Origin of the sequence: Bacteroides sp. D22, from assembly GCF_000163675.1 — a bacterium.
GTDB lineage: Bacteria > Bacteroidota > Bacteroidia > Bacteroidales > Bacteroidaceae > Bacteroides > Bacteroides xylanisolvens.
On record NZ_GG774804.1, the window covers coordinates 107028 to 114586 of the forward strand.

At 40.8% G+C, this 7559-nt stretch carries 3 protein-coding genes and 1 pseudogene; all 4 read left to right on the forward strand.

What is annotated here, in order from left to right; all coding sequences use genetic code 11:
* Positions 1-589: 589 nt before the first annotated feature.
* On the forward strand, positions 590-2317 hold the full coding sequence (locus HMPREF0106_RS14035) for a glycoside hydrolase family 43 protein (protein ID WP_009039780.1): 1728 nt from the start codon (positions 590-592) through the stop codon (positions 2315-2317).
* Between the two features lie 25 nt (positions 2318-2342).
* Positions 2343-4787 carry a TIM-barrel domain-containing protein gene (locus HMPREF0106_RS14030; protein WP_009039781.1) on the forward strand — a complete coding sequence of 815 codons (2445 nt, stop codon included), beginning with the start codon at positions 2343-2345 and terminating at the stop codon, positions 4785-4787.
* Positions 4788-4807: 20 nt separating this feature from the next.
* Positions 4808-6784: a glycoside hydrolase family 97 protein gene (locus HMPREF0106_RS14025; protein ID WP_032851279.1), complete on the forward strand. Its 1977-nt coding sequence runs from the start codon at positions 4808-4810 to the stop codon at positions 6782-6784.
* 19 nt (positions 6785-6803) lie between these two features.
* Positions 6804-7328 (forward strand): annotated as a pseudogene (locus HMPREF0106_RS14020) (family 43 glycosylhydrolase); the annotation flags it as partial.
* Between the last annotated feature and the right edge of the window lie 231 nt (positions 7329-7559).

The window sequence follows — 7559 nt, forward strand, 5'->3', positions numbered from 1 at the left end:
CTAAGACTGGTAAAAGCTGTTTGAACTCTAAACTCTAAATAGGCTCGCAACCTTGATATTCTATCGGAGCTTTGCAGCTTGGCGGAGAGAGGCCGTTACGTGGGCTAGCCTCAAGTGCTTTCTCTTTTATGGTGTCCTCTTCCCGCCTATCAGTCTTTATCTTAATACAACAAAGATAATAAGACTGATATTTTCCTGATAAGATGCGGAGGTAATTATTCGTCTCGCTTGACTTTTTTAAAATAAATTTCCGACCTCTTATCTATTAACTGCAAACTTAGAGTTTCTTTTAAACCAACGGGGGCTTTCTTTTAAAGGAAAATGAATATTTGCTAATGCTTGATATTCAGTCTTTTACATGATGGGGATAAAAGTGTTGAAATAATAGGTAATGTAGTCATTTATCTTACCATTTTTCTGTTTTGGGGCTTTTTGTTACATCAGAAAAGAATCATGTTACATGTCTGTGATAAATGTAACCTGTATATAGATGCCTGTATCATGATTGTACATATATGATAAAACCGAATCGATACATTTGCAAACACTACTATGGAACAGAAAATTATAGAAAATAAAAAGTGATAATATGAGAACATTAAATTTGATTTTGTCGGGCTGGCAATCCTTGGGGCTTGTCGTATTTATTATGCTGTTTTTTAATATGGAGGTGAGTGGCAAGGGTAAAATAACAAAAAATGCTCCTGTCTTTACGCAATTTATTTATCAGGGGGAGGATGCTATTTATCAAAACAATCCTTTAAAGCCGGGTGAGTTCTATAATCCTATTTTGCAGGGTTGCTATCCCGATCCGAGTATAACGCGGAAAGGGAATGATTATTATTTAGTGTGCTCATCTTTTGCTATGTTTCCCGGGGTGCCTATTTTCCATTCTAATGATCTGGTCAACTGGAAACAAATCGGTCATGTGCTGGACAGAACGTCACAATTAAAGGTTGAAGATTGCGGTATTAGTGCTGGTGTATATGCTCCTGCTATAAGATATAATCCCAATAATGATACGTTTTATATGATAACGACTCAATTTTCCGGTGGCTTTGGAAATATGGTGGTAAAGACAAAGAATCCGGAGAATGGCTGGAGCGATCCGGTCAAACTTCAATTTGAAGGCATTGATCCTTCTCTTTTCTTTGATGATAATGGCAAGGCATACGTGGTACATAATGATGCTCCTGCTAAAGCAAACGAGCGTTACTCGGGACACCGTGTCATAAAAATATGGGATTATGATGTGGAAAATGATAAAGTGGTTCCGGGAACGGACCGGATCATTGTAAACGGTGGCGTCAATATAGAAGAAAAACCGATATGGATTGAGGCTCCTCATATCTATAAGAAAGATGGACGTTATTACTTAATGTGTGCGGAAGGAGGAACCGGAGGCTGGCATAGCGAAGTTATTTTTGTAAGTGATCATCCGAAAGGACCTTATCTTCCGGCAAATAATAATCCTATTTTAACTCAACGTTATTTTCCTGCAAACCGGGCGGATAAAGTAGACTGGGCTGGTCATGCAGACTTAGTGGAGGGACCCGACGGAAAATATTATGGTGTATTTTTAGGAATACGCCCCAATGAGAAGAACAGAGTGAATACCGGACGCGAAACTTTTATTCTTCCGGTGGACTGGAGCGGAATATTTCCCGTTTTCGAGAATGGGCTTATCCCTATGAAACCTACATTGAAGATGCCTTCGGGAGTTGAGAACCAAACAGGGAAAAACGGTTATTTGCCTAGTGGCAACTTTGTCTTTAAGGATGATTTCTCCGATAAGACATTAGATTTTAGATGGATCGGTCTTAGAGGTCCTCGTGAAGAATTCGTTGATATGACCGATAAAGGATTGCGGATCGTCCCCTTTACCTCAAATATCAATGAAGTGAAACCTACTTCTACTTTGTTCTACCGTCAGCAGCATAATCAATTTACCGCGGCAGCAACCATGGAGTACAAACCAAAAAATGAGAAAGATTTTGCCGGTATAACATGTTATCAGAATGAAAGATATCACTATGTTTTCGGTATCACTAAAAAGGGAAAAGACTATTACCTGATGCTGCAAAGAACCGAAAAAGGACAAGCGAGTGTCCTGGGTGAGATGAAAATAGAAACAGAGAAACCTGTGACACTGCAAGTAACAGCCAATGGAGATGGTTATCGTTTTAATTATTCGATTGATGGCAAGAGTTTCCTAAATTTAGGAGGAACCGTTTCCGGCGATATTCTTTCTACTAATGAGGCTGGTGGCTTTACAGGAGCAATGATTGGGCTGTATGCAACATCTGTTGGTAATTAATTAGAAACCTTATCATTCTATAATTATGAAAATACATCATCTATTTTGGGGTATATGTTTATGCTTCAGTACAAATGTTTTATTCGCACAAAATTATCAGAAAACATCGTCGGGTATCAAGACCACAGTGAATGCAGTGGATATAGAAGTACAATTTTTTGCGCCTGCTGTGGCGAGGATAATAAAGTCTCCGGAAGGTGTTGCCTATGAAAAAGAGAGTCTTTCTGTAATTGCAAAACCTGAAAAGGTAAGTTTCAAAGCTGATATAAAAGATAATAAGATTGTATTGAATACCAGTGAACTAAGTGTCAGTGTGGACACCGGGACGGGAATTGTTTCTTATTTCTCAAAGGATGGCAAATCATTATTGGCAGAGAAATCCGGTATGCAGTTTATCGATTTCGATGATGCCGGGACAAAAACTTATCAGGTTTATCAACCTTTTATATTAGATAAGGAGGAAGCCATTTATGGTTTGGGACAATTGCAAAATGGAAAGATGATTCAGCGGAACATGACTAAAAATCTGATACAGGGAAATGTTGAAGATGTGTCACCTTTCTTCCAGTCCACTAAAGGATATGGTGTGTTTTGGGATAACTATTCGCCGACTCTTTTTACGGACAACGAAGTTGAAACATCTTTTCGTTCTGAAGTAGGTGATTGTGTAGACTATTATTTCATGTATGGGAAGGATGCCGATGGTGTAATAGCACAAGTACGCAGCTTGACCGGGCAAGCACCGATGTTTCCTTTATGGACTTATGGTTACTGGCAAAGTAAAGAAAGATATAAGAGCCAGGAGGAAGTGGTAGACGTTGTTCGTAAATATCGTGAATTGGGTATTCCCTTGGATGGCATTATTCAGGATTGGCAATATTGGGGGCATAACTATTTGTGGAATGCGATGGATTTTCAGAATCCGACTTTCAATAATCCTCAAAAGATGATTGAGGATGTCCATGCGATGAACGCACACATGGCTATATCTATCTGGTCGTCATTCGGACCGATGACCAAGCCTTATAGAGAATTGGATAAAAAAGGGATGTTGTTTAACTTCACTACCTGGCCGCAATCGGGATTGGAGTCATGGCCCCCCAACATGGAATATCCTTCCGGTGTAAGAGTGTATGATGCTTACAATCCCGAAGCGCGTGATATTTATTGGAAATATCTGAATGGCGGAATTTTCAAGCTGGGAATGGATGCCTGGTGGATGGACTCTACCGAACCCGACCATTTGGACTGGAAGCCGGAGGATATGGATACCAAAACCTATCTGGGCTCGTTCCGTAAGGTGCGCAATGCTTATCCGTTGATGACTGTCGGAGGGGTTTACGACCATCAGCGTGAAGTGACTTCGGACAAACGTGTGTTTATTTTAACCCGTTCGGGATTTTTGGGGCAACAACGTTATGGTGCAAATGTATGGAGTGGTGATGTCGCTTCCACATGGGAGAGTTTTAGAAATCAGATTCCTGCCGGATTAAACTTTTCTTTGTGTGGTATGCCTCACTGGAATAGTGATATTGGTGGCTTTTTTGCAGGACACTATAATAAAAGCTGGAATGATGATAGTGCTTCAAAAAATCCATTGTATCAGGAGCTTTATGTGCGTTGGTTGCAGTTTGGAACGTTCAATCCGATGATGCGTTCGCACGGGACGGATGTTTATAGGGAAATCTATAAGTTCGGAAAGAAGGGTGAGCCTGTATATGATGCTATCGAGAAGATGATAGGTTTGCGTTACTCTCTGTTGCCTTATATTTATTCTACTTCTTGGGAGGTGAGCAATCGCCAATCGAGTTTTATGCGCGCTTTGATGATGGATTTTGTAGATGACAGAAAGGTGTGGGATATCAATGACGAATATATGTTTGGAAAATCAATCCTTGTAGCTCCGATTGCTCATGCACAATATACACCGGAAGCTGTGGTAAAAGTCTCCGAAGAAGAAGGATGGAACAGAGATGGAGCGAAAAAAACAAAAACTGACGCTGCTGTGGATTTCATGGAAACGAAATCTACTAACATATACTTACCGGCAGGAACGCTATGGTATGACTTCTGGACGAACGAGAAACATGAAGGCGGAAAGGAAATTACCAAAGAGACTACACTGGATGTTATTCCATTGTATGTAAAAGCGGGTAGTATTATTCCTGTCGGTCCACAAGTTCAGTATGCAACTGAAAAACCGTGGGATCATCTTGAATTGAAGGTGTATGCGGGTGCGAATGGAAACTTCATTTTATATGAAGATGAATTTGATAATTACAATTATGAAAAAGGAGCTTATACGGAAATTCCAATCTCTTGGAATAATGCATCTCGTAAATTGACGATAGGGGCAAGAAAAGGTGCGTATGAGGGAATGTTGAAGAACCGTAAGTTTACTGTAACTCTTCAGGACGGGACTCAAAAAAACGTCGATTATAATGGGAAAGCGATTTCTGTAAAGTTTTGATTGTAATAGAATGTGTGATTATGTCAGTAGAAAAGAATCTAAAAAGTAGAAATATGATGAAGTTTTTTATAGTGATGGCTATGCTATTGGGTAGTAGCGTTGCAAGTGCAGAAAATAAACAGATAACAAGTCCTGATGGAAAGTTGGTAGTAACAGTCGCAGATATGGATGGAAGACCTTCTTATTCTGTTAGTTATGACAATGTTCTTTTTTTGAAGCCATCTCCATTGGGGATTATTGCAAATATAGGAGATTTCTCATCGGGGATGTCGCTGGAGAAGAATGTTTCAACCAATAAAATAGATGAAACATACGAGTTGGCTTCTATTAAGCAGAGCAAGGTTCGTTATGTGGCCAATGAAGCTGTATTTTCGTTTACGCAACAAGGGAAAACAATTTATGATGTTATATTCCGCATAAGTAATAACGATGTTGCTTTTAAATATAAGATGTATCCGCAAGGTGAGACACTAAGTTGCGTGGTTAAGCAAGAAGTCACAGGATTTGCATTCCCTGACGGAACCACCACTTTCCTTTGTCCGCAAAGTAAACCGATGGGAGGATTTGCCCGTACTTCTCCAAGTTATGAGACGTCTTATACGGCAGATGATGTCGCAGGCAAAAATGGCTGGGGAGAAGGGTATACATTTCCCTGCCTATTCCGTAATGGAGATAATGGTTGGGTACTTGTTTCCGAAACGGGAGTAAATGGTGGATATTGTGCGAGCCGTCTGTTGGGACACAAAGGAGGAGTGTATACCATTGGATTTCCGCAAGAAGGTGAAGCAAATGGGAATGGTACGGTTTCTCCGGGGATAGCATTACCGGGCGAGACGCCTTGGCGTACTATTACTGTGGGCAAGACTTTGGCTCCAATAGTGGAGACAACGGTTCCTTTTGATGTTGTAAAACCGCTTTATCCGGCAAAAGGAGAGTATACGTATGGACGGGGTTCATGGAGCTGGATTATCGGTATGGATGGAAGTACTAATTATAAAGAGCAACTCCGGTATATTGATTTTTCGGCAGCAATGGGGTATCAGTCCGTGTTGGTGGATGCCTTGTGGGATAAACAAATAGGACGTGATAAAATTGAAGAATTGGCTAAATATGGGAAGGACAAAGGGGTAGCTCTTTATTTGTGGTATAATTCGAATGGGTATTGGAATGATGCTCCGCAAACTCCGAGAAGTATCATGGATAATGCGATAGCCAGACGTAAGGAGATGAAATGGATGCAAAGCATTGGCATTCGTGGAATAAAAGTTGACTTTTTCGGAGGTGACAAGCAAATGACTATGCAGTTGTATGAGGATATCTTGTCGGATGCAAACGAGTACGGCCTTCTGGTTATTTTTCATGGATGCACTTTGCCTCGTGGCTGGGAACGTATGTATCCTAACTTCGCATCGAGTGAGGCTGTATTGGCTAGTGAAAATCTTCATTTCTCTCAAGGCAGCTGTGATAATGAGGCCTTTAATGCTACCTTACATCCGTTTATCCGTAACACGGTAGGTAGCATGGATTTTGGAGGTAGTGCATTGAACAAATATTATAATGCGGATAATGCCCCACGGGGAAGCCGGCGGGTGACATCAGATGTCTACGCACTGGCTACGGCGGTGCTATTTCAGAGTCCGGTACAGCATTTCGCTTTGGCACCGAATAACCTGACCGATGCTCCGTCGTGGGCAATTGATTTTATGAAAGAGGTTCCAACGACTTGGGACGAAGTACGTTTCATTGACGGTTATCCTGGTAAATACGTTATTCTTGCCCGTCGTCATGGTGACAAATGGTATATTGCCGGAGTAAATGCGCAGAAGGAAACACTGAAACTTAAAGTTAATTTGCCGATGTTCTCCAATGGAGAAAAGGTGAGACTATTTAGTGATGATAAGGCATTGCAGGGTGGTGTGAAACAAATAGAAATAGGGAAGAAACAAGAATTACAATTGGCTATTCCTTGCAATGGTGGAGTATTAATAACCAAATAACCATTTTAAATAAAAGAATATGAGAAACTTTAAATTTTTAGGCGTGTCGTTTTTGTTGGCAATCACTGCCGCTACTTCAGGAACTGCACAAAATCCTATTATACAAACAAAATATACTGCCGATCCGGCTCCGATGGTATATAACGATACCGTTTTCCTTTATACAACCCATGATGAGGATGATGCCGAAGGATTCAAAATGTTGGACTGGTTGCTTTATACCTCCACTGATATGGTGAATTGGACCGATCACGGAGCGGTCGCTTCTCTGAAGAGTTTTGATTGGGTGAAACGTGATAATGGTGCCTGGGCAGAACAGGTCATCGAACGTAATGGCAAGTTTTACATGTATTGCCCGATTCACGGTAATGGTATTGGCGTATTGGTATCCGACTCTCCTTACGGTCCTTTTAAAGACCCTTTGAATAAACCATTAGTTTGGCAAAAAGAGCATTGGGATGATATTGACCCTACCGTATTTATTGATGATGACGGACAAGCGTATATGTATTGGGGCAATCCGAATGTTTATTATCCTAAAATCCGCAACTATCATCCAATACACGATTAAGGGTAGATTTATGAGTCGTTAGTAGCAGCTTTCAGTAAAAAGCAACAGCACAACATCAATATGTAGCCACCATCCCCTTACCCCACGATGCGACTTGAGGTAATACGCAGATTCTAACCGGAAAGAAAGGATTCTTATCCGAATTCTGTTTTGAAAGGTCTTGCATAAGCCCGGTTTTCTGTATAGATATTCAGGCACGTATTG